At 48.2% G+C, this 19,267-nt stretch carries 21 protein-coding genes; 1 reads left to right on the top strand and 20 read right to left on the bottom strand.

The window, feature by feature from the left end; translation table 11 throughout:
• Positions 1 to 4: 4 nt before the first annotated feature.
• From dinG to PBN151_RS05295, 12 genes are all read right to left on the bottom strand, one after another.
• Positions 5 to 2,875, bottom strand: coding sequence for an ATP-dependent DNA helicase DinG (gene dinG, locus PBN151_RS05350; protein WP_072727984.1), 2,871 nt, complete (start codon positions 2,873 to 2,875; stop codon positions 5 to 7).
• A 145-nt stretch (positions 2,876 to 3,020) separates the two neighbouring features.
• A complete protein-coding gene (locus tag PBN151_RS05345) occupies positions 3,021 to 3,677 on the bottom strand; it encodes a tetratricopeptide repeat protein (RefSeq protein WP_021254651.1) in 657 nt (218 codons plus the stop codon).
• Between the two features lie 204 nt (positions 3,678 to 3,881).
• On the bottom strand, positions 3,882 to 4,268 hold the full coding sequence (panD, locus tag PBN151_RS05340) for an aspartate 1-decarboxylase (RefSeq protein WP_021254652.1): 387 nt from the start codon (positions 4,266 to 4,268) through the stop codon (positions 3,882 to 3,884).
• 10 nt (positions 4,269 to 4,278) lie between these two features.
• Positions 4,279 to 5,169 (bottom strand): pantoate--beta-alanine ligase, encoded by an 891-nt coding sequence (gene panC, locus PBN151_RS05335; RefSeq protein ID WP_072727982.1) that lies wholly within the window; start codon positions 5,167 to 5,169, stop codon positions 4,279 to 4,281.
• Positions 5,166 to 6,035: a 3-methyl-2-oxobutanoate hydroxymethyltransferase gene (panB, locus tag PBN151_RS05330; protein ID WP_072728502.1), complete on the bottom strand. Its 870-nt coding sequence runs from the start codon at positions 6,033 to 6,035 to the stop codon at positions 5,166 to 5,168. Before panB ends, panC begins: the two co-directional genes overlap by 4 nt.
• Before the next feature lie 334 nt (positions 6,036 to 6,369).
• Positions 6,370 to 7,338, bottom strand: a complete 969-nt coding sequence (locus tag PBN151_RS05325) for a biotin--[acetyl-CoA-carboxylase] ligase (RefSeq protein WP_072727979.1) — start codon at positions 7,336 to 7,338, stop codon at positions 6,370 to 6,372.
• Positions 7,335 to 8,669: a CCA tRNA nucleotidyltransferase gene (locus tag PBN151_RS05320; RefSeq protein ID WP_072727977.1), complete on the bottom strand. Its 1,335-nt coding sequence runs from the start codon at positions 8,667 to 8,669 to the stop codon at positions 7,335 to 7,337. The genes PBN151_RS05325 and PBN151_RS05320 overlap by 4 nt, the downstream gene beginning before the upstream one ends.
• Before the next feature lie 105 nt (positions 8,670 to 8,774).
• Positions 8,775 to 9,935 (bottom strand): N-acetyl-alpha-D-glucosaminyl L-malate synthase BshA, encoded by a 1,161-nt coding sequence (gene bshA, locus PBN151_RS05315; RefSeq protein ID WP_044355307.1) that lies wholly within the window; start codon positions 9,933 to 9,935, stop codon positions 8,775 to 8,777.
• A 297-nt stretch (positions 9,936 to 10,232) separates the two neighbouring features.
• Positions 10,233 to 10,934 (bottom strand): bacillithiol biosynthesis deacetylase BshB1, encoded by a 702-nt coding sequence (gene bshB1 / locus PBN151_RS05310; protein ID WP_370510403.1) that lies wholly within the window; start codon positions 10,932 to 10,934, stop codon positions 10,233 to 10,235.
• A complete protein-coding gene (locus PBN151_RS05305; protein WP_021254659.1) occupies positions 10,931 to 11,353 on the bottom strand; it encodes a methylglyoxal synthase in 423 nt (140 codons plus the stop codon). The genes bshB1 and PBN151_RS05305 overlap by 4 nt, the downstream gene beginning before the upstream one ends.
• A 95-nt stretch (positions 11,354 to 11,448) precedes the next feature.
• On the bottom strand, positions 11,449 to 12,252 hold the full coding sequence (dapB, locus tag PBN151_RS05300) for a 4-hydroxy-tetrahydrodipicolinate reductase (RefSeq protein ID WP_072727976.1): 804 nt from the start codon (positions 12,250 to 12,252) through the stop codon (positions 11,449 to 11,451).
• A gap of 44 nt (positions 12,253 to 12,296) precedes the next feature.
• Positions 12,297 to 12,680: a MazG nucleotide pyrophosphohydrolase domain-containing protein gene (locus PBN151_RS05295; RefSeq protein ID WP_021254661.1), complete on the bottom strand. Its 384-nt coding sequence runs from the start codon at positions 12,678 to 12,680 to the stop codon at positions 12,297 to 12,299.
• Positions 12,681 to 12,880: 200 nt separating this feature from the next.
• Between PBN151_RS05295 and PBN151_RS05290 the strand changes: the two genes are divergently transcribed.
• A complete protein-coding gene (locus tag PBN151_RS05290) occupies positions 12,881 to 13,750 on the top strand; it encodes a YitT family protein (protein WP_072727974.1) in 870 nt (289 codons plus the stop codon).
• Between the two features lie 243 nt (positions 13,751 to 13,993).
• Here PBN151_RS05290 and PBN151_RS05285 read toward each other — a convergent pair whose 3' ends face one another.
• The 8 genes from PBN151_RS05285 to PBN151_RS05250 form a co-directional block, all read right to left on the bottom strand.
• Entirely contained in the window at positions 13,994 to 14,830 is an 837-nt protein-coding gene (locus PBN151_RS05285; protein ID WP_227774409.1) for a sporulation protein YpjB, read from the bottom strand.
• A 53-nt stretch (positions 14,831 to 14,883) separates the two neighbouring features.
• The gene (locus tag PBN151_RS05280; protein ID WP_072727972.1) at positions 14,884 to 15,531 is read right to left on the bottom strand and encodes a DUF1405 domain-containing protein; all 648 of its coding nucleotides are present in this window, start codon (positions 15,529 to 15,531) and stop codon (positions 14,884 to 14,886) included.
• A 130-nt stretch (positions 15,532 to 15,661) separates the two neighbouring features.
• The gene (locus tag PBN151_RS05275) at positions 15,662 to 16,540 is read right to left on the bottom strand and encodes a menaquinol-cytochrome c reductase cytochrome b/c subunit (RefSeq protein ID WP_065290863.1); all 879 of its coding nucleotides are present in this window, start codon (positions 16,538 to 16,540) and stop codon (positions 15,662 to 15,664) included.
• 16 nt (positions 16,541 to 16,556) lie between these two features.
• Positions 16,557 to 17,228 (bottom strand): menaquinol-cytochrome c reductase cytochrome b subunit, encoded by a 672-nt coding sequence (gene qcrB / locus PBN151_RS05270; RefSeq protein WP_005546984.1) that lies wholly within the window; start codon positions 17,226 to 17,228, stop codon positions 16,557 to 16,559.
• A 20-nt stretch (positions 17,229 to 17,248) separates the two neighbouring features.
• Positions 17,249 to 17,785, bottom strand: coding sequence for a Rieske (2Fe-2S) protein (locus tag PBN151_RS05265; protein ID WP_072727970.1), 537 nt, complete (start codon positions 17,783 to 17,785; stop codon positions 17,249 to 17,251).
• Positions 17,786 to 17,958: 173 nt separating this feature from the next.
• On the bottom strand, positions 17,959 to 18,405 hold the full coding sequence (locus PBN151_RS05260; protein WP_072728499.1) for a DUF2487 family protein: 447 nt from the start codon (positions 18,403 to 18,405) through the stop codon (positions 17,959 to 17,961).
• Between the two features lie 133 nt (positions 18,406 to 18,538).
• Entirely contained in the window at positions 18,539 to 18,718 is a 180-nt protein-coding gene (locus tag PBN151_RS05255) for an IDEAL domain-containing protein (protein WP_021254668.1), read from the bottom strand.
• A 24-nt stretch (positions 18,719 to 18,742) separates the two neighbouring features.
• Positions 18,743 to 19,249: a gamma carbonic anhydrase family protein gene (locus PBN151_RS05250; protein ID WP_021254669.1), complete on the bottom strand. Its 507-nt coding sequence runs from the start codon at positions 19,247 to 19,249 to the stop codon at positions 18,743 to 18,745.
• Positions 19,250 to 19,267: the final 18 nt, after the last annotated feature.

Raw genomic sequence — 19,267 nt, 5'->3', positions numbered from 1 at the left:
CCTCTCATCGCTCTCCAATACCTCTTTGATTATGGTCTAGCCACGTATCAATACGTGGTACAAGTTGTTCTGTTGCCATATGCTCCATTTTTGGGCCAGGCAGCGAGTAAAGAAAATGTTTGCCGTAGCTTGTCTCTATTACACGAGTGTCATAAATGATGACAATTCCCTTATCCTGCGTCGTACGCACAAGGCGGCCGAATCCTTGCTTGAAGCGAATTACAGCCTGTGGGACGGAATATTTGCGGAATGGATTCTGATTCATCCGCTTCAGCCGATCGCACTTCGCTTCCACGAGTGGATGATTCGGTGGCTGGAATGGCAGTCGTACAATCGCAAGACATGTCAACGCATCTCCTGGAATATCAACGCCTTCCCAGAAGCTGCTCGTTCCTAGCAGGACTGAATTCGGCTGATCTCGGAATCGGCGTGTCAGCTTGCTTCGGTTGCCGCTGTCAATCCCTTGTCCCAGCACTTGAATGCCATGCAGGCTAAGCGCCTCCTTCAGCGGTTCATACACATCCCGCAGCATGCGGTATGACGTGAATAAGACAAGCATACGTCCTTCTGTTACCTTGGCTACATCAGCCAAGGACTGCATCAGCGTCGAGTTAAACTTGGCATCTGATGCTCCCTTCACACTAGGGAAGTCACGCGGGATGACAACAAGTGCTTGTTCCCGGTAGTTGAACGGCGACGGAAGTATGACCGTATTTAGACGACCATCCCGCTGCGCATCCTTCAAGCCAAGTTGTTCAGCTACGAATTGGAATGATTTATCAACGGACAATGTAGCCGAAGTTAAGATTACGCTCTTCTTCGGCTCGAAGAAGTATCGCTTCAGCGCTTCGCTTACATCGACAGGGACCGCATACATTTGCATTGATTTATGCTTGTATTGGAGATTGCCTTCCATCCAGTACACGGTATCCGCATCCTTGCCTTGCATAAATTCACGGAATTCATCGCGAAGCTGCCCTATGTCCTTGAATAAACCTGTCACATCAGCCGTGACGCCCTGCACTTCATCATCATCATAATCCTTCCATTCATTGACGAGCTTCTCCCCCGAACGAACAATATCACTTAAACGCGTGTGAATATCGCCTTCGAGCTCCGATACGGAGCTCCATCCATCAGGACGATTGCCAGATGGCAGCCGGAGAACAGCTTGCCCGCCTTCCGCCTGCCCCGCTTCATTCATGGAAGGAAGCATTTGATAGAGCAGCTCATGCAGCCGATCCCATTGATCCTTAACATCGACAAGCTGTGTTAACAGCTTCTCGATCCCTTCAGCCCATACGAGCGCTTTTTCATTGCCTGACAAGCGAAGACGCTGCTGCAGCAATACAAGCGCACCATTCTTGCTGTCTTTGAACAATTGGGTCAGCGGATGAATGAGTGAAAAATATTGCAAGTGAATGCCTAAATGTTTGCCTGCCGTTTCTTCGAAGTGATGTGCTTCGTCTACGACAAGCTGCTCGTATGCGGGGAGCAAACGATGCTCCGCAATTACGTCCGTAAACAATAGGGAATGATTCGTTATAATAATGTCCGATAAATTCGCATCATTCTTCGCCCGGTGGTAGAAGCACCGACGGAACCAAGGACATGCGCGATTCAGACAGGAATCACTATCACTGGCAACGGTATCCCAGAAGTCTGCACCCTTATGAACGAAATGCAGTTCTTCGTCATCTCCATGCTCCGTCTGACTGAGCCACACCAGCATTTGGGCAGCTGTCAAACTATCATCGCGTGCATGTACATACTCTCTATTACTTATTTTATGTTCAAATTTTCTCAAACACAAATAGTGACTGCGGCCTTTTAATACGGATGCCTTAAATGGAACCGGCACAATCTTCTCCAAGAGCGGCAAATCACGCTGTCTCAGCTGTTCTTGCAGATTGATTGTGTGAGTGCTAACAATCACTTTGCTCTCTTGAGAAACACTCTGATATATGGATGGCAGCAAGTACCCAAGCGACTTGCCGGTACCAGTACCTGCTTCGATTAGCAGGTGATGTTCTTGTTCGAAGCACTCCATCACTTCATTGAACATCTGCTCCTGCGATTCGCGCGGCTCATAATTATCCAAACGGCTTGCCAGATTCGTCTTAACCTGATCTAGGAACTGAGCGAAGGTTACTCCCTTAAGTGGGTTCTCTGCTGAAGAATCACGCGGCGCCTCCGTCTCTGTCCAATCCGCTTGCTTCAACGTCAATTGGCGGAACGGATGATACCCTTCTTCTTCTGTCCAATCAGACACCTCGCGCTCCTGAAGCTTCTCTGCAAGCAGCCATTTCAAATCCCGCTCCTCTTGATCGCCAAACACATCAACGACGCGCTGTAGCGTCAATAACGGAAGCTGGTCAATCGCTTCTAAGCAGCGAATAAATATATCTGCTGTCGCCCTCGCATCACTATCTGCTTGGTGCGGGCGATCATGAACAATCCCCATTTCATGTGACACAGATCCAAGCTGGAAGGAAGGCAGCGATGGAAAGAGGATGCGAAGCAGTTCAATTGTATCTAATATACGACCTGTGAACGGCAAATATCCTGTCTGTTCCAGAGCCCTGCATAGGAATTGATAATCGAAGGCAACATTATGGCCGACCAGTACGACATCCCCTAGCAAAGGGACAAGCCCCGTCATGGCATCATCAATATCCGGAGCATCCTTCACATCTTCCCCGGTAATGCCAGTGAGCTGCGATATAAATTCCGGTATGGGAACAGTTGGCCGCACAAGCGTATGATATTCGCGTTCTATCTTCAAATCATGGCCAAGAATAACCAAACCAATTTGAATTATTTCATCGTTCGGCTGACTGCCGGTCGTCTCAAAATCCAAAACAGCAAATCTCATCTCAATAGCTTTCCTCTCACAATTTCTGTTCTTAGCATAACAGATGTTCAGGCGTTTGGAAATGACTAGAGGGAAACATCTGTGCGTATTTTTTCCACACAGTCGTTCCCCTCCGATGTCATGAATCATTGATATTACTTGCATGTTATTGGATATGCATCATGTGCTCGCCGCCGAGTTCAAAATGACCGCTTTTGGACTGGCATACCTTCAAATTCATAATCGGTTCCGGCAGAGCTGGATCCCATTCATGCGCCTTCAGGAAGCATGCTTCTGCCTGTGCAAACTGATGCTGCTTCGCATGAATGCAGCCAAGCGCATTGCAGGCAATGGCCTTCATGCTGTTGTTGTCAGTCAAAGGTATGATAAGTTGAAAATGATGTCCTGCTTCCTGACAATTCCCTAAATGCAAGTGCGACATCGCCAAATACGCGCGCACCTCGATATTCTCTGGCTGAATCTTAGCCGCCTGTTCCAAAAACATAACTGCTTCCTTATACATCATGAGCAAATAATACCCCTGACCCCGCTGATAGGGATCCCCATAGTCCGGAATAGCTATTTTGCTCTCCTTCACTGGGCATGGCTGTACGGGTACTGAGCTTCCCTTGCCTGCTTTGGGCCTTAACAATGACAGACGCTCTTCAAAGCGCAGCCATTCCTCCACAATATGGTCACTCATGGAGCGAAGCAGCGACACTTGATGATCGAGTTCCTGTTTTTGCTTTCCCTTCGCATGCGGGTATTGAGCAATCACTTCATCCAACAGTTCATTCATGGTCTCGAATACATGTTGCAGCACGATTCCATCCCACCTTCACAAGTGTTGCGTATCGTTGTCTTATCGGCTCACGTTCATTGTGTGTCTCACAGCTAAGTTTCATTCGGTGCTCCAACGATTCCCGTGCGCTGGCTTCCGTTGTCAGCGAAGCAGAGCAGCAATACGTCCTGCATGGTAGCGCAAGCAAGCAATTCGGCCATAAATCATGCCCCTAATCGAAATGCATTAACGAATGGTTGAATGCTCTTCTGTTAGATTCATTACTTCAACAGGCTTGTTATCTCCATCAACAAAAACAATATTCGGCTTGTATTGACGTGCCTCTTCATTCGTCATGGATGCGTAAGAAATAATAATGACATTGTCCCCTGGTTGTACCAATCGAGCTGCCGCACCATTCAAGCAAATCACCCCTGAATGCTTAGGCCCTGGAATCACGTAAGTTTCTAAGCGAGCTCCATTATAATTGTTTACGATCTGAACTTTTTCATTCGCCCAAATATCAGCCAGCTCCATTAAATGCTCATCGATCGTAATACTGCCAACATAGTTCAGATTTGCTTCTGTCACCGTAGCACGGTGAATTTTGGATTTCATCATTTCGCGCATCATTTAGTTCACCCTACTCTCCATGAGTTAACATACGATTATCAATTAATCTTGTCCGACCGAATTTGACTGCAAGTGCAATCAAAATATTGGTGTTTCGCTGATTTAGCGACATCTCCGGCGCCAGTGGCTCCAAATCTGGGAAGCTCAATACTTCAACATAGTCGATGTCTGCCAGCGGCTGCTGTGATATCATATCCTTCATCTTCTGCTGAAGCATTGGGGCTGTCAGCTGCGGATTCTCTTCAAGCCAGACGTCAACTTGACGCAGTGAGCGGGATAGTACGAGCGCTTGCGCCCGTTCTCCCTCAGACAAATACACATTGCGCGAGCTCATTGCCAGACCATCTGCTTCGCGTACAATCGGACATGGAACAATCTCAACTGGGAAATTCAAGTCCTCCACCATACGCTGAATGACAGCAACCTGCTGTGCATCCTTCATACCGAAGAAGGCTTGATCTGGCTGCACGAGGTGGAACAGCTTCGTAACAACGGTTGTCACACCGTCAAAGTGAACCGGACGCGTAGCACCACACAGCGGACTTGTAATGTCATCCACATGCACTTTGGTTTTGGTAGGTGTAGGATACATCATGTCCGGTGTTGGCATGAATACGATATCCGCACCATGCTTCTTCGCTACCGCCAGATCCCGTTCTTCGTCACGAGGGTACTTCTCATAATCTTCGTTCGGCCCGAACTGTATCGGATTGACGAATATACTTAGGACTACAATATCGCATTGACTGCGAGCCTTGCTTAACAAGCTCGCATGCCCATCATGCAAATACCCCATCGTCGGAACGAAGCCAATGGTTGGGTCTCCGTCCGGACGTCTATGTTCAAGCTTCATGCGACGCAGCGCGTCTCTCAGCTCTTGTATGGAATGTACTGTGATCATGGTGTCTGCACCTTCCCACTTCCGTATAATTGTCCTACCAATTCCTCATCTGCAGCGAATACATGCTCCTGGGCTGGGAATGTGCGCTGCTTCACTTCTTCTACATAAGAAGCAAACGCTTCACGAATGGTCGTTCCTACATCCGCATATGTTTTTACGAACCGCTTAGGACGATAGTCTGCATCATATCGTACGATATCATGGAATACGAGCACCTGCCCATCACATTTGACACCGGCTCCGATTCCGATTGTCGGAATCTCTAGCCGTTCTGAGATATATGCAGCCACCTCATCCGTCACAAGTTCTAGTACAACACCGAAGGCTCCCGCCTCCTGCAGTGCTAGGGCATCTTCAAGCAATCGCTGTGCATCTTCCATCGTCTTGCCTTGGATTCGATAGCCTCCAATTTGATGTACCGATTGCGGTGTCAAGCCGATATGTCCGAGTACCGGCACACCTGCCTGCACACAAGCCTTGACCATAGGTGCAATCTCCGCTCCGCCTTCCATTTTCACAGCTGTTGCGTGTCCTTCTTGCATAATGCGGCGAACCCCATTCAGCGTCTCAGCCACCGTGCTGTGGTAAGTCATGAATGGCATATCAGTCACAATAAACGTGTTCGGCGCTCCCCGGCGCACTGCGCGGGAGTGGTATACCATATCATCGATCGTAACCGGCAATGTAGAATCATAGCCTAGCACGACATTGCCCAAGGAATCACCGACGAGGATAATATCGACGCCCGCTTCCTCTGCCAATCGAGCAGTAGGATAATCATAGGCTGTCACCATGGCAATGGGTTCGTTTTGTTTTTTCATCGTTTTCATTTTGACAATACTTAGCGGCTGCTTCGGTTTGTTCATTCTTTCTTCATCTCCTTCAACGTCTCTTTGGCGCATTTCAACACAATCTTCCATCATCTCTCTTACCTTATAGTGTTGTTGTGCGCATTTTTCTTAGTGTGTGCAAAACAAAAAACCTTTTAGCATTTCCACTAAAAGGGTCCATAAGAAAAAAAGAGGTCGCAAGCGGACGTCCTTCTGTCTCGGTCCCTTCGGCTCAGAGCAGAAACGTGCTACACGTTCGTCAAGGAATATGCACTTAACTTCAATCTTCCTTGCTGTGTGTGGCCGGTGCGGTTCCGTGAGGATACCGCCAAGCCGACACTTATTATACCAGAGTTTATTCCTACTTACATCACGTAAAGTGTACATCCCCGGAAAAAATTTTCCGGTAACAACCATCCTCGCCCAGCACGATAAGCGCTCCGGAGTCATCAAGTCCCTGTGCAACCCCAGATACAATTCCGTTCGGGGTCGTCACCGACAGACTGCGTCCAATGGTTACGCTTTGCGCTTCCCATAGCGTACGGATCGGTGCAAATCCTTGCTCAACATACAGCTTGTATAGCTGCTCTAATTCAAATAAGCACTCTGCAAGCAGTGAGGCACGATCAATTTCCTTACCCGAAGCAATTTTGAGCGATGTCACTTTAGACCTCAACTCCTCTGGGTAGTCATGCTCTTCCAAATTTACACTGATGCCAATCCCCGCAATAACATGAACAAGTCGCTCATCCTCAGCTGAAGATTCTGTCAGTATTCCGCATACTTTTTTATCTTCATACAAAATATCATTGGGCCACTTTATTCCTAAATCCACGTCCGTCATACGCTTCATTGCGCGGCATAGCGCAACTGCGGAAAGCAGTGTCAACTGCGGCGTGAATTGTAGCGGAATTTGCGGGCGGAGGATCAGGCTCATCCATATTCCCTTGCCTGCGGGAGAGTGAAAGCTTTTTCCCTGTCTACCTCTCCCCCCTGTCTGTTCCTCCGCGATTATGACCGCACCGTCTGCTGCTCCTTCCAGTGCCCACACAGCCGCTTCGTTCTGCGTCGATTCCGTACGGGCAATGATACGAAGCTGGTGACCCAGCTTGCTCGTCTTCAGTTTCTCAAGCAGAGACAATTCATCCAGCTGCGTTGGCATTTGAACGAGTCGATAGCCCAGCTTCGGCACAGCTTCGAATTCGTAGCCCTTCGAACGAAGACGATTGATTTGCTTCCACACGGCGGTACGTGATATATCAAGTCTCCGGCTAATCTCTTCACCGGATATAAACTCTCCTGGATGCTCTTTGAACCATGCTAGTAATTGGTCACTCATTGTTCATTCCACGCTTTCCTTACATAGTCAAGCAGAGCCTCGCGCTCATTTGCAAGTTCCCCTAATGCTACGGAGAGCCATACCTGCTCCAAGCATTGGCGTAGCCATGGCCCTGCCATCCGTTCTGTGGCTTGCAACACATCCGAGCCCGTCAGGGCAATATCTCGCAAGTCCCGGACGGGAATGTCCTCCAGCCAAGCCTCGCCGTGCTGGAGGAACGGCTGCATTGCAGCCGCATACTCGCGCGCCGCCCCAACGCCCAGTAGGGCGCGGCGGCACGCGAGTGCATCGCGGAGACCTTGTTCGCCGACAGCGAACAGGGTCTCCGCGAAGGTGCGGCGCCACGCGTCCAAGGCGCCGCTATCTTCCCCGGCCGCGGCCAAGGCGGCAGTACCGCCAGCCGCGAGCCGGGCGTCCGCGCGCAGGACGGCCAGCATGGCGTCCTGCTGCGCGCCCGAGCAGCGCAGCGCCTGCACAATGCGCTGCGCCTCCGCTTCGTCTACCTCATGCCCAAGCAGCAGCAGCGCCATGCGCTTCTCGGCCGTATCCACCTGGCCGAGCGCGCACAGCAGCGGCTGCCACCGGGCACAATCGGTCAACGCAAGTGCTCCCAGCGGCTCCTTCGTATGACCCAGGAGACCGCTGCGTACGAGCAGCCCCCATCCGCGCGCCGGATTCGGTCCTGATGTAAGCTTCCACAGCTCGTCCCGCACGCGTTCCATCGCAACGAACGCGAGCGTCTCCCTATTGACCCGCAGCGCCTTCCAAGTCGACTTGGCGAACACGCCGCCAAGCAAAGACGCAAAGCGCACACCCCGCATCATTCGCAGCGCATCCTCGCGGAAACGCTCCTCGGCTGTGCCGACACAACGAATGATGAGCCTTCTTAGATCGGCTTGTCCACCAAATGGATCATGAATGCACCCGTTCACATCCTTAGCCATCGCATTAATCGTGAAGTCCCGTCTTCTTAGATCCTCATCTAGATCATCAATAAATTCGACTTCCTCTGGCCGACGGTGCCCCTCATACGCCGCTTCCTTGCGAAAGGTGGTCACCTCATAGGTATTCTGCGGCATCACAACAGTTACCGTCCCATGCTGCAGCCCTGTTGGAATCACCTTTGGAAACAAAGCCACTACCTGTTCTGGGTGGGCGGATGTCGCGATATCCACATCATAGATCGGCCGCCCGATCAGCGGATCGCGGACACAGCCCCCAACCATATAAGCACTGAACCCCGCTTCCAGGAGACAGTTCATCACTTGTTCCGCTTCCCGGAACAGCGAGTTATCGGTCAAGCCGCCCCTGCTTCCATATTCATCGCCCATCGTCAGGTCTCCTCCCATCAATACATACAAGAGCGCGCAACGGAGTTGGCCATTGCGCGCATTCGACGTGTGGTTGTATTGGGTACGGTGTACAGCAGATCATCCTCAGCACACCGGCTTTGGATCCAACGCTTCCTTCCCAAGCACACGATAATAAATTTGTTCATATTGCCACGTAATGAGATCGTTGCAGAATACATGTCGTGCCCGATGCAGACATGCCTCATGCATTTTCTGCGACAATTGCGAATCAGACAGCAGTCGAATCGCATAATTGGCCATCGCCGCTGTATCTCCTGTTGGCGCTAAAAAACCCGTCTCTCCATGGCTCACCAGCTCTGGTATGCCCCCTGCTTCGGAGCCGATCGTAGGTACTCCGCAAGCCATTGCTTCCAGGGCCACTAACCCGAAGCTCTCCTTCTCGGATGGGAGCAGCAGCACATCTGCCAGCGAAATCACCTGTGCGATTTCATCCTGCTTGCCGAGGAAATGTACCCGATCTTCCAGTCCTAACTCTCGGATGCGGCACTGAACCTTCGGCATGTCAGGCCCTTCTCCGACGAAGACGAGGCGTGACGGAACTTGCTCCTGAACCTGATTAAAAATATCCACCACATCACTCACCCGCTTAACAGGGCGGAAGTTCGAGATATGCATCAATATTTTCTCATTCGGATAGGCGAAGTCGGCACGGAATTGAGCAACTTCCCTTGGATAGTACACGCGCTTATCAACAAAATTGTACGTAAGATCAATCGGACGTGTAATATCAAGCAATTCTCTTGTTTCTTTAATTAAATCATTCGATACAGCCGTAACCGCATCACTCTCATTAATGGCGAAGCGAATCATATCCTTAAGCGATTCGTCCTGAGCCAATACCGTTATATCGGTTCCATGCAGGGTAGTGACTACCTTCAGCCCTGGGTGGGCCATTTGCTTTGCCAAATAAGCGCATACCGCATGCGGAACCGCATAATGAACATGCAGCAAGTCAAGCTGTTGCATATTTGCCACTTGTGCCATCTTGCTTGCCAGAGATAAATCGTAAGGAGGATAACGAAAGACATAATAATCGTTAACATCGACCTCGTGATAATGAATATTCTTCTGAAAGCTTGCACCTAAGCGAAACGGAATATTATGTGTAATAAAATGAACCTGATGTCCCCGCTCAGCCAATAGCTTGCCAAGCTCCGTCGCCACAACACCAGAGCCACCGAGCGACGGATAACACGTAATGCCGATTTTAAGACCTTCGTTCATAGCTGTCCCCCCCTTTTCGCCATTCCCTCACACGGATCACTATAAAGGTTGTTCAAAAAGTCCGCTTTTGATCACGAAGTAAATCATGAAGTGGACTCGGCATCGAATCTTGAATTCAGCCGAGCCTAAGCAGATGCTTACGAAGTATGTTTCCTGCGGAAACATCCCAGGTGCTCATGTACCCAAAACGTACGCTCCGCTCCTCAGGCCCTAGCTTCATCCAACTGAAGCGTTTTGAAAAAACGCACATCGGAAGCATATGCTTCGGTGCTGAAAACCGGCCTTTTTGAACACGCACTACAAGAAAAGAGATACCGCAAAAGGGCCTTTCACGACAAACCCTTCCGCATACTCAAATCCGCGAGTCTGACCAAGCAGCGAATCTCGTGCAGCAACCCGCTCCACATAATTCTGATTCAATGGAGTTGCGACGAAGTCATTGTCGCCATCTGGCTTCATAAACTGAGAGCGATATGCTTGAAGCGACTTCCGCTTCTGATCATATACATCAGACACATCAACCAGAACTTGAGAAGCAGCAACATCATTAATAAAATAATAATAGACTTGCTCAACCGTATGCGCAGGCAGCTCTGGCATATAACGCCGCAGCTTTGCATTGAACACTGCCTCCTGAACAATGCGGCTGCAGGCAATATGATCAGGATGGCGATCCTCCCAGTAAGGCATGAAGACAATACGAGGACGATGATTACGAATAGCGGTTACCACCGCATCGATATGCTCCTTGCTTACCTGTAAACCGCGATCAGGAAAGCACAAATTACCGCGTGCCGAGAGCCGCAAGATTTCTCCTGCTTCCCTCGCTTCCTCTCTGCGCAGCTCTACCGTACCATTCGAGGACATCTCCGCTTCAGTCAAATCGCAAATGCCGACACGATACCCTTCCTTCGTATGCTTGGCAATCGTGCCCGCCATGCCGATCTCGACATCATCAGGATGCGCTCCGAATGCAAGAATGTCGAGAGTATTCATCATTCTTCCGTTCCCGGCTTATATTTATGTGTCAGTTCACGCCATGCGAAGTCGCCGCGTTCAAGCGCCTTAACAAGAATTTCTGCTGTCGCAATATTCGTTGCAACTGGAATGCCCTGCACGTCGCATAGGCGAAGAAGAGCAATAATATCCGGCTCGTGAGGCTGAGCCATTAATGGATCGCGCAAGAAGATAATAAAGTCCATTTCATTTTGCGCAACAAGTGCGCCGATCTGCTGATCGCCGCCGAGCGGGCCAGACTGGAAGCGATGAATATCCAGGCTTGTCTGCTCCATAATGCGCAGCCCTGTCGTACCCGTTGAATATAATTTATGACCTTGGAACACTTTTTCATATGCGATAACAAAATTAACGATTTCATCTTTTTTGCGATCATGTGCAATAAATGCGATATTTAGCATGTCTATCCCTCCGTTGTGTGTCCCCTGCTCACATTCATTTCGAGCTATCTAAAATACAAATGCATACAGCATTAAGCGAAATCGAAGTCAATTGATCAGTCATCAAGCAGGTGCTCGAAGCCGTATACCAATTGCTCCAGATTCATTACCTTCTTGACTGCCATATTCACACCCGGCATATACCCTGAACGCTCATAGGAGTCGTGACGGATTTTAAGAGATTGCCCATAGCCCCCGAAGATAACTTCCTGCTGAGCAAAGACCCCTGGCAAGCGAACACTATGAATACGGAATCCGTTGTAATATCCGCCGCGGGAACCTTCGATCTTCTCTTCTTCATTCGGATTGCCTTGGCGATGTTCCGCTCTTACCTGAGAGATTAATTCTGCTGTCTTTACAGCAGTTCCAGAAGGAGCATCAAGCTTCTGATCTCCGTGATATTCAATGATCTCGAGATCTGGGAAATACTTGGCCGCTTGCTGTGCAAATTGCATCATAAGAATGGCCCCAATAGAGAAATTCGGCGCAATCAGACCACCAAGCTTCTTCTCTTGGCAAAGTTGCGTCAATTGCTCAATCTCTTCCGGCTGGAAGCCTGTTGCCCCAATAACAGGGCGAACTCCATACTCAATTGCAAGCATCGTATTCTTCATTACGGCCTGCGGGATCGAGAAATCAACCATGACATCTGCTTCTACCTTCTGCAGTGTCTCTTCAACATCTGCTGTAGTTGTAACACCGCATGCAGGTAGTCCTACTAGCGTGCCCGCATCGACAGCGCCCGCTGACGGTGCAATTGCTGCAACCAGTTCCAAGGACTCGTCCTGCAGTACCATTTTCACAACTTCTCTTCCCATGCGTCCGCTTGCACCCGAGACGGCTACGCGAATTCGTTCCATTTTATGTCCCCCCAACTGCTCCAATAACGATATGTTTTTTTCGATTATGATTCGTTTGATGTCTGTTCATCAATCCGTGTCCATCGATTCGCGTCACGTGTATTGAACTTGTGCATGCAGGCATCATGAGCCTTCGTCAAGTCGATACCGAGCGAGTTCGAGAAGCACAACAGAATGAACAATATATCTCCAAGCTCCATCTCAATGGAGTTGTCTTCTTCTGAAGCCTTCTTCGGCTTCTCCCCATAGCGATGATTCACTTCACGCGCCAATTCCCCTACTTCTTCAGACAATCGGGCAAGCATCGCAAGGGGGCTGAAGTAGCCTTCCTTAAACTGTGATATGTAGTCATCAACTTCCTGCTGCATTTGCGCGAGTGGCTTGCTGCGCAGGGAAGTGAGGAAAGACTTCATCTCTGGATTTGTCATACGATCCCCTTCTTTATTCATGCAAAAGTGGTTTGAAATAAATGAAATCTGCTCCCTATATTGAGGGTAACGAATTCGTTACTTTCTGCTACTATGTTATCGTATCACCGTCTGGAAAACAAATGCTTTTTATCTGCTTCGTAATCCGATATACTAATGAACGAATTAGCATCTTCCTGCCTAAAGGAGCCTGAATACTTGTGAAATCGACCATTGTTCAACGCATTTGGAATACGTTTCTCCCGATAACGGTTGGAACCGCGATTTTTGCATTTGGATTAATTTACTTCATCATGCCTAACCAGTTGATGGAAGGCGGCGTTACAGGAATTACCGTTCTATTGAATTATGCAGCAGGTATTCATCCATCAATCTCTACGCTAGTTTTGAACATCCCACTGTTCATCATCGGATGGAGAGCACTTGGCATGAAGCAGCTGGCACTTAGTTTTTACGGTGTTCTTAACCTCACATTCTTCCTATGGTTGTTCGAGCGTGCGGTCTCCATGCATTGGATTTTACCATTTCAAACTTCGAATGACTTCATTTTGGCCACCTTGTACGCTGGCGTTACCGTAGGAACAGGACTCGGTATTGTCTTTCGATTCGGCGGTACTACAGGTGGCGTCGACATCATCGCCCGGATTGCGAACCGTAAATTCGGTATCAGCATGGGGCAATTCATCCTTATCCTCGATATATTCATCATAGGGGCTGCTTTGTTCTATATTCCGAAGGAAAAAATTCTATATACGCTCGTTGCTGTATTCATTTCCTCTAAAGTCATCGATTTTATTCAAGAGGGAGCATATGCAGCCAAAGCATTCACCGTTGTCTCTGATCATTCGCAGGAGATTGCGGATGCGATTACAAAAGAAATGGAACGCGGGGTCACACTTATTCCAGCAGTAGGAGCATATTCCCGCTCCCAGAAGCAAATGGTGTACTGTGTCGTTAGCCGCACAGAAATTCGCCGCTTCAAAACGATCGTAAAAACAATCGATCCACGGGCATTTATTGTTGTGAACGATGTTCATGATGTGCTTGGTGAAGGATTTCGAGAGGAGTAAGTAAAAGAAGCTCTGCCTTCGCGAACGCTGGGAATTCCCATCCCACTGCTTGCACAGCGTTCTACTGAAATCATATTTTAGCCCCAAATAAACAGACCTCGAAGCAAGCCTGCTGTCGCTGGCCTATATCGAGGTCTACTGTAAGATAGGCATTCATAAAAGAATGAAGAATTCGCCCATCCCATCCTTCATTCTATTTTTCAATCCTTGCCTGTCCGAACGAGATACTGATAAAACTGACTTCTACCTCTTACTGTTGCGGAAGTTCCCTGGACGAATAGCATATTGTTCATAGCGATACTTCTGAAAACCTACATAAGCCAACATCATGCATACGATAAAGGCCAGCATAAAAATCCATTGAAACGGCATCGGTGAATAAGCAAGCGGCCCTAATGTCGGATTCGCCTTACTCGAACCAAATAACTGGATCAGCACCGAGTCTCCATATTTATTTAATGCCTGATTTGCTTCCTTAGGACTGTGTTTTCCCATTATTGACTCACGGATAAGCTGGCTTAACGACTCCATCATCTCAATCGTCTGCACATCTCGCTGGATGGTCGCAGCAGGACGAATCCGATCAATATGTTCCAACCAGCGGTTGGCATAGGGAATCCATTCTCTCTTATTATCCGTAGCAAGCAATCGTGCCATATCATCACGCAGCACCTGCTCGTATTGAAGCCACATCGGTTGCTTCGGATTGGTTAATGCATCCGTAGCAAGGCGCAATCTGGCCGATGCACTCATCAATTCCTCTTGCTTCAATTGAATGGAAGGCAATATCCGCTTCACTTGTACGATTGCATCGCTAAGTGCACGCACACCTTCAACACTTGTCGCATCATTAAATGTTGTCTCCGTGAACAGCTTCCCCATAGCCTGAACCGCTTGTTGTATCTTCTCGATCTCTCCTGCAACGCTCGCCCGATAAATCTGTTCTGCATACTGATCTAGCTGCTTCCACTTCTCGCTCGCCGTCTGACCCGGTTCAGCAGCAAGTCGAGATCCCGCATATGTAAAATCGGGCAGTCCTAGGAATACGAGCATACATATCACAACCATTACCGCACGCATGTACATCCCTCCCCCATCATCGTATGGGAGGATGTCCACATTTAGAACAAAGCTTACTTCGGTAAATTCGTTCGTTGGTCTCGATAGCGCATTGCTAGCCAAGTCATAACGACACTAATCCCTGTCCATGTAAAAGTAAAAATACACACTGCAGACAGTTCATTTGCCAGTGTATTCGGAAGCCATGGGTATACCCCCGCACTGTAATCAACGGTATCATTAAGCCACGTCCAACACGCAGCCAGCGTTAGTGCTGCACTGCCAAATGCAAATAAGCGGACAAATAACAGCCCTTCAACCGCCATCGCCAAATGTGAACCGATTAGCATCCAATCCTGCCACACCATTGGGGAGCCCAAATAAGCTCCAGCTACTATCATGACGCATGCCCAAATCCCATATTTAATCGACGTAACAACGCCTAACGCTTCAATAATACGTTTTGCAATCGTGCCAAATATGGTTCGAGGCTGCGGACGAAACAGCAAAAATCCAATACTGATCGTAAAGAATAGACTTGCCGTAGGACTATCTGGAACGAAAATCAATTGCCAAGCAGGGTTGTGCTCCCACGTGTAGATTAACTGATTTTTATACCAATAGTAACCATAAATCGTTCCAAGAAGATTGCTCCAAAATAATAACCATAATACCCATCGCTGCGAAAGAAAACGTGTGCTGATCAATGATAACAAGTTCATATTTGCTCCAGTTCCATTTCTTTAAGATATCGTCTATTCACTATCATACAAAATGTAAGATTTCAAAACAAACCAAAATGAGAAAGAAGACCTGACTGCTCGAATGCAATCAGGTCTGTAACGTTTGGATCTATTGTTTTGCTGCCTTCTGCTTCGAGAGCCAGTCGGCAATATGTTCGATATCTTGGTCATTCAGGCCTTCCTTCTTGGCTGCTTCCACCATAGAAGGCATTCCGCCTTTACCATCCTTAATGACCGTTAAGATCTCATCCTTGCTGAGCTTGTCACCAATGCCAACGAGGGCAGGGCCCGCAGCACCCTTCATATCAACTGCGTGACAGCTTAAGCAGCCAACCTTCTTCATGTTCGCAAATGCCGGATCGTCCTTTTCAACGATGGCGATGCCTTTGCTTGGTTTTGGCTGGTTAGAAGCCTCACCCTTCTCAGCAGCCTCACGTGCCTTTTCCTCACGCTCGACATGCTCTGGTATCATATTCTTCTCAGCCATCTCGGCCTCATAGTGAACCCAAGCGACTCTTGTCAAATATACACATGCGATCAATGTCAAAATCATCATTGAGGATGCGATTGGGCGGCGATAGAATCTGCGTTCCTTCCCTGTATCAAGGAATGGGGCAAGCAGCAGGCCTCCGAATGCAAGACCAGGGACTAACACCGTACCAATAACAACATAACTGCCTGATGCATATGGATACTTCAAGAATTGATAGAGAAATAAGAAATACCAGTCTGGAATCGGAACGAACGCCGCGTTATTCGGGTTCGCCGGATAACCGAGCGGTGCAGCTTCCGAGATCGTTAATACTAGAAAAGCGACCAGTGCCACACAGCCAACCATCCACTCTTTCAACAAGAAGTTTGGAATGAAGGCTTCGGATTTCCCCGGAAATGAGGTGTAATCCGGTTGTTTGATTGTGGTTGTTCTCTTCTTAACACGAGAGTCGCCAACAAAGACGACTTTTTCTTCTTTGGAATTCCCATGTGCCATCTCGTTTCCTCCTCCCTTATAGCGGTCCCGAAATGCCTTGGCGTCTAATCATGAAGAAATGCGCTCCAAGCAAGGCAAGAAGTGCCCCTGGCAGGAAGAACACATGAATCGCGAAGAATCGCGTCAATGTCTGCGCCCCGACGACCGTTCCGCCCTGCAGCAATTCTTTCAAATACGGACCGATATATGGTACGGTATCCGCGATCTCCATGCCGACCTTAGTTGCAAAGTAAGCTTTGTTGTCCCAAGGCAGCAAATATCCCGTGAAACCGAGTCCTAGCATGACGAAGAAGATAAGCATGCCGACTACCCAGTTCATCTCGCGTGGGGCCTTATAGGAACCAGTAAAGAATACACGGAGCGTATGTAATAACATCATAACGATTACTAAACTTGCTCCCCAGTGGTGCATACCGCGAACAATTTGTCCGAAAGCAACCTTCGTCTGCAAATATTCGACACTGTAGTATGCGTTCACAATATCAGGGACATAATACATGGTCAGGAACATGCCTGACAGAATTTGAATGACTGTAATAAAAAACGTCAAGCCACCGAAACAGTACACGAACGCAGAAAAATGGTGTGCAGGGTTAACATGCTCAGGCACCTCATGATCCGCCACATCGCGCCACATCGGCGTTATATCCAGACGTTCGTCAATCCAGTTATAAACACCTTTAAACATCTGTTATTTACGCCTCCTCGTTATTGCACGTGTTGGTTCGCAATGATATCGCCCAAATATACAAAGCCATCCTTAACCTGCACTTTGTATTCGTCGAGCGGTGCACGAGCAACTGCTAACTGCTTGCCTTCTTTCGTATAGTGCGCACCATGGCACGGGCAGAAATATTGATCCTTGTATGCCGGATTCTTATTCCAGTCAACCGTACATCCTAAGTGCTTACACACCGGAGACAATGCAAATATATTGCCTTCCTTATCCTTGCTTATCCATGCCGTGAGCGTTGGAGTACTCTCATACCAGCCATCGACTTGCTTGATTTCGAAGGTAAATTCAGTAGGAGATTCTGAAATCTTGCTCAATTCAGCAACCTTAATGTAATCGCCTTCTGACTTCTTCTGAAGCAACGGATCAACTGCAAACCGGACCATCGGCAGAGTAGGACCAACAAACATGAATGCACTTGCCCCACCCAGCGTGTATGTAAGAAATTGTCGACGGGACATTTCTTTTCGCTGCTTTTGAGGTGGATGCTCGTTATTCTGCGGTTTACTCATATACTGTCTAACCCCCCTTTACACAACCGTTCTGAGAGCTTGCTATGACGATAATCACATTCTAACTAGGACATCACTATAATATCCCAGCACTATGAAAGCGTCAAGAATTTACCAATATAATTACCAGAATGAACCTTTTTCTTATGTAAAATGTTTGAATATTGTCACATTTATCCTTGAGTTTGTGTGACGCTCCACATATTTTGCACACATATCTTCATCGCAGAACGTACTTGCCCAGCCTCTTCTTCCATCAGCTCAGCTGGAGTAATGACTAAATCCGCGGCCGGAAGCTTGTCTGAAGTAAGCGGCAGTTGTGCCGATACGACGACAATATACGCAAATCCCTGGCGTCGGAGTCTGGTGCACAATCCATTCAATAGCCTCAGCTCATCATCATCAAGCTGCTCAGATACGAAATGGTATGCAGGATAGGTTACCGTTCTTCCTCGGAAAGGTATCTCAATGCCATCCAGCCAGTCGCGCAGCTTCTCCAGACGATACCCAGCTTCGACTGGGGATTCAGTCCCGTTCAGCCCTGTAACTGGCAATATGCACGTGTCCAGATACGGCCCCCATTCTTCCCATTGTTCTTCGGTCAGTTCACTGAATTTCACGACGTCTCCCCCATCTTTTTCCTTGTCATTACTCCCCATTATACTGAAATGAACAAAAAAATGAAGAACCGCAAAATTGCGCTCTTCATTCATAACGATTTGTAAGGCATCCTTTTGGACAAGTTCTTAGAAGCTACTGCAATGTTTTCAATTCGTCCGTCAAGGTTCGGAACGAGGATTCATCCCCTGTTGCGAGTGCTTTGTCGATTTGTTCATATATTTTTTCCGTACGGTATTTCCGTATGGCATCGTCCCATATCATCTCCGCTGTTAAACTTAACATCGCCTCATACGATACCTTCATTTTATCCATAGGATACACCTCCAACCAACACGATTAAGAGATCCTATATTCCTTTCCTTTCACCACATAGTTCTGAGTTGTCCGTTTCATTCGCTCTACATCTTCATCTGTCAGTTCGCGTATGACTTTTGCGGGTGAACCTAGAGAAAGAGTATAGGCCGGTACTTTTTTATTTTCTGTTACGACAGAACCTGCTCCTATTAAAGCATATTCACCAATGTCAGCGCCGTTCAGTACAATAGCCCCCATGCCAATCAATGTACCGTTGCCTATCCGGCAGCCATGTATAATTGCACCGTGGCCTACCGATACATCATCTTCAACGATTAGCGGCTGATTGGCATTCACATGTCCGATAACACCATCCTGGATATTCGCTCGCTTGCCAATCCGTATGGGTGCCATGTCTCCACGAAGCACCGCATTGAACCACACACTGGATTCAGCGCCAATCGTCACGTCTCCAATCAGCTTAGCGCCTTCTGCCACATATACGGAAGCATCAACAACTGGCAATATGCCTTGATAAGGTATGTACATTCGATAACATCCTCCCGA

Origin of the sequence: Paenibacillus sp. NAIST15-1 (assembly GCF_001894745.1) — a bacterium.
GTDB lineage: Bacteria > Bacillota > Bacilli > Paenibacillales > Paenibacillaceae > Paenibacillus_B > Paenibacillus_B suaedae.
This window is presented reverse-complemented; position numbering and strand designations above follow the sequence as displayed.

Excerpts from the sequence above, each read along its gene's own strand:
- dinG (WP_072727984.1), bottom strand. The coding sequence starts at position 2,875 with ATGAGATTTGCTGTTTTGGATTTTGAGACGACCGGCAGTCAGCCGAAC.
- panD (WP_021254652.1), bottom strand. The coding sequence starts at position 4,268 with ATGATGCGCGAAATGATGAAATCCAAAATTCACCGTGCTACGGTGACA.
- panC (WP_072727982.1), bottom strand. The coding sequence starts at position 5,169 with ATGATCACAGTACATTCCATACAAGAGCTGAGAGACGCGCTGCGTCGC.
- panB (WP_072728502.1), bottom strand. The coding sequence starts at position 6,035 with ATGAACAAACCGAAGCAGCCGCTAAGTATTGTCAAAATGAAAACGATG.
- PBN151_RS05325 (WP_072727979.1), bottom strand. The coding sequence starts at position 7,338 with ATGAGTGACCAATTACTAGCATGGTTCAAAGAGCATCCAGGAGAGTTT.
- PBN151_RS05320 (WP_072727977.1), bottom strand. The coding sequence starts at position 8,669 with ATGGGCGATGAATATGGAAGCAGGGGCGGCTTGACCGATAACTCGCTG.
- bshA (WP_044355307.1), bottom strand. The coding sequence starts at position 9,935 with ATGAACGAAGGTCTTAAAATCGGCATTACGTGTTATCCGTCGCTCGGT.
- bshB1 (WP_370510403.1), bottom strand. The coding sequence starts at position 10,934 with ATGATGAATACTCTCGACATTCTTGCATTCGGAGCGCATCCTGATGAT.
- PBN151_RS05305 (WP_021254659.1), bottom strand. The coding sequence starts at position 11,353 with ATGCTAAATATCGCATTTATTGCACATGATCGCAAAAAAGATGAAATC.
- dapB (WP_072727976.1), bottom strand. The coding sequence starts at position 12,252 with ATGGAACGAATTCGCGTAGCCGTCTCGGGTGCAAGCGGACGCATGGGA.
- PBN151_RS05295 (WP_021254661.1), bottom strand. The coding sequence starts at position 12,680 with ATGACAAATCCAGAGATGAAGTCTTTCCTCACTTCCCTGCGCAGCAAG.
- PBN151_RS05285 (WP_227774409.1), bottom strand. The coding sequence starts at position 14,830 with ATGCGTGCGGTAATGGTTGTGATATGTATGCTCGTATTCCTAGGACTG.
- PBN151_RS05280 (WP_072727972.1), bottom strand. The coding sequence starts at position 15,531 with ATGAACTTGTTATCATTGATCAGCACACGTTTTCTTTCGCAGCGATGG.
- PBN151_RS05275 (WP_065290863.1), bottom strand. The coding sequence starts at position 16,540 with ATGGCACATGGGAATTCCAAAGAAGAAAAAGTCGTCTTTGTTGGCGAC.
- qcrB (WP_005546984.1), bottom strand. The coding sequence starts at position 17,228 with ATGTTTAAAGGTGTTTATAACTGGATTGACGAACGTCTGGATATAACG.
- PBN151_RS05265 (WP_072727970.1), bottom strand. The coding sequence starts at position 17,785 with ATGAGTAAACCGCAGAATAACGAGCATCCACCTCAAAAGCAGCGAAAA.
- PBN151_RS05255 (WP_021254668.1), bottom strand. The coding sequence starts at position 18,718 with ATGGATAAAATGAAGGTATCGTATGAGGCGATGTTAAGTTTAACAGCG.
- PBN151_RS05250 (WP_021254669.1), bottom strand. The coding sequence starts at position 19,249 with ATGTACATACCTTATCAAGGCATATTGCCAGTTGTTGATGCTTCCGTA.